This window comes from Kutzneria sp. NPDC051319 (assembly GCF_040682195.1).
Lineage (GTDB): Bacteria > Actinomycetota > Actinomycetes > Mycobacteriales > Pseudonocardiaceae > Kutzneria.
This window is the reverse complement of the sequence record NZ_JBFBAM010000156.1, coordinates 1-2,880: the sequence shown is the minus strand read 5'-3', so window position 1 is coordinate 2,880 and position 2,880 is coordinate 1. Positions and strand designations below refer to the sequence as shown.

Sequence of the window (2,880 nt, the reverse complement as noted above, 5' to 3'; positions counted from 1 at the left end):
AACCCCGACACCGCGTCAACACCACCCGAAACCAACCGCCAGAACTCCTCCGGCGACGACACACCACCCGGCAACCGACACGCCATCGACACGATGGCGATCGGTTCCCTGGCCGCCGCCTCGACCTCCCGCAGCCGCTGGTTCGACTTCTGCAGGTCCGCCAGCACGCGCTTGAGATAGTCGCGCATCTTCTGGTCGTCGGGCATGGTCACACTCCGTCCTCGAAACAGCGGCGGCTCAGGACAGGCCGAGTTCGGCGTCCGCGAGCTGGAAGATCTCGTCGTCGGTGGCGGCGTCCAGGTCGACCCCGCCGGGGCCGTCGAGCTCGCACTTCGCGGTCAGGGACCGCAGCCGTCGCACGACCTCGCCCCGCGCCGCCTCGTCGAAGTCGTGCGACAGCAACGACTCCAGCCGGGTCAACTCGTCGAGCACCGACGGCGGCTCGGCGTCCGGCACCAGCCGGGTGAGCAACCACTCCGCCAGCTCGCCCGGCGTCGGGTGGTCGAACACCAGCGTCGCCGGCAGCCGCAGGCCGGTCGCCTCGGTGAGCCGGTTGCGCAGCTCGACGGAGGTGAGCGAGTCGAAGCCGACGTCCTTGAAGGCCTGTTCCGCGGCCAGCAGACTCGCGTCGGCGTGCCCGAGCACCGCGGCCGCGCTGCCACGGACCAACTCCAACAGTGCCCGTTGCTGCTCGACGCGCGGCATCGTGGGCAACTGCTGCGCGAGGGACCGCGTGGCCGGCGCCGAAGCCTTACGACGGGCACGGACCAGGCCGCGCAGCACCGGCGCGACCTCGTCCCCTTCCGCCGCACGACGCCGCAGGTGCGCGAGGTCGAGCTTCACCGGCACGAGGGTGGCCGCGTCGCTGGACAACGCCGCGTCGAACAGGTCCAATGCCTCCACAGTGGACATTGCCAGCGTGCCGCCGCGGGCCATCCGGTTCCGGTCGGCCTCGTCCAGCGTCCCGGTCAGCGCACTGGTCTGCGCCCACAACCCCCAGGCCAGCGACAGCGCCGGCAGGCCCTGCGCGTGCCGGAGCGCGGCGAGGCCGTCCAGGAAGGCGTTCGAGGCGGCGTAGTTGGCCTGGCCGGCGCTGCCGAACACGCCGGCGCCCGAGGAGAACAGCACGAAGGCGTCCAGGTCGCTGTCCTTCGTCAGTTCGTGCAGGTGCCACGCGGCGTCGGCCTTGGGCGCGAACACCGCGTCCAGCCGGTCGGTCGTCTGAGCGGCGAGCACGCCGTCGTCCAGCACACCCGCGACATGCACGACCGCCGTGGGCCGACTCGACGCGACAACCTCGGCCAGCGCGGCGCGGTCGGTGATGTCGCAGGCCACGACCCGGACCCGCGCCCCGAACCCGGCCAGCTCCTCGACCAGCTGGGCCGCGCCCGCGGCGTCAGGTCCCTGGCGGCTGAGCAGCACGAGGTTCCGCGCGTCGTGCGCACGCACCAGGTGCCGGGCCACGACCATGCCCAACACGCCGGTGCCGCCGGTGATCAGCACGGTTCCGTCGGGGTCGAGCCGGCGTTCCGTGTCGCCGGCCGGCGCATGGGCCAACCTCGGCGCCGACACCTTGCCGGCGCGAATCGCCAGCTGCGGTTCGCCGGCGCCGACGGCGGCGGCGATCAGCGCACGGGAGTCCTCCTTGTCGTCGAGGTCCACCAGGACGAATCGGCCGGGGTTCTCGGTCTGCGCCGAGCGGACCAGGCCCCACACCGCGTCGGCCGCCGGATCGCCGTAGCCGTTGGCGTTCCTCGTCACGACCACGACCGGCGCCGTGCCGTCCAACCGCGCCTGGATCGCCGCCAGTGCCCGGCCGACCAGGTCCCGCGCCCGAACGGTGGGGTCGCCCTGCTCGTCGGCGGCGGTGAGGTCCACCACCACGGTCTGCGGATCCAGCGTCGCGCCCCGCGTCGTCGGGACGTCGACCCAGTCGAGCTGGAACAGGGAGTCAAGGCCGTTGCGCCGTTGCGGCACGGATGCGCGCAGCACGAGCGACCCGATGGAGGCGACCGGCGCACCCGTGTGGTCGGCGGTCTCCACGGACACGCCGTCCGGGCCCGAAGGAGTCGTGCGGACCCGCAACGCGGACGCGCCCCAGGCGTGCTGGGCCACCGAGTTCCACGCGAACGGCAGCAGCACCTCCCCCTCGGCGACCTTCGGCAGCGGACCGAAGTTCGTCACCTGGAGGGCGACATCGAGCAGCGCCGGGTGCACGCCGTAGGACCCGGCGGTGGCGCGCACCGCGTCCGGGAGCTCGATCTCGGCAAAGATCTCCTCGCCTCGGCGCCACACCGCACGCAGTCCCTGGAAGGACGGCCCGTAGTCATAGCCGGCCGCGGCGAGGTTGTCGTAGAAGCCGTCGACCTCGACCGGTTCGGCGCCGGCCGGCGGCCACACCGTGAAGTCGTAATCGGGCCGGTTCGCCTCGGCCGTGAGGAATCCCGTGACGTGCCGCGTCCACGGGGACGTCGCCGCGGCGCGGGAGTGCACACCGACCGGCCTGCGCCCGGTGCCGTCCTCCGCTCCGACCACGACCTGGACCTGCACGCCGCCCTGCGCCGGCAGCACGAGCGCGGACTCGATCACCAGCTCGTCGATCACCGGGTGGCCTACCTCGTGGCCGGCCCTGGCCGCGATCTCGACCAGCGCCGTGCCGGGCACCAGCACATCGCCGGACACCGCGTGGTCGGCCAGCCACGGCTGGGCGGCGACGGAGAGCCTGGACGTGGCCACCACTCCCGCCGCCTCCGGCAGCACGACGATCGCACCGAGCAGGGGGTGCTCGGACCGGTCCAGCCCGACCGCCGTCACGTCGCCGGTGCCGTCGGCAGCTTGCAGCCAGTACCGCTCCCGGTCGAAGACGTAGGTCGGCAGGTC

At 73.0% G+C, this 2,880-nt stretch carries 2 protein-coding genes; both read right to left on the bottom strand.

Translation table 11 applies throughout. From position 1 onward, the window contains the following. Positions 1-206 (bottom strand): polyketide synthase docking domain-containing protein (locus tag AB0M73_RS49670; RefSeq protein ID WP_363907213.1); only part of this gene is annotated, 206 nt, incomplete at its 3' end. Positions 207-237: 31 nt separating this feature from the next. Continuing rightward, positions 238-2,880: type I polyketide synthase (locus AB0M73_RS49665; RefSeq protein WP_363907211.1), on the bottom strand; the 2,643-nt coding region annotated here is incomplete at its 5' end.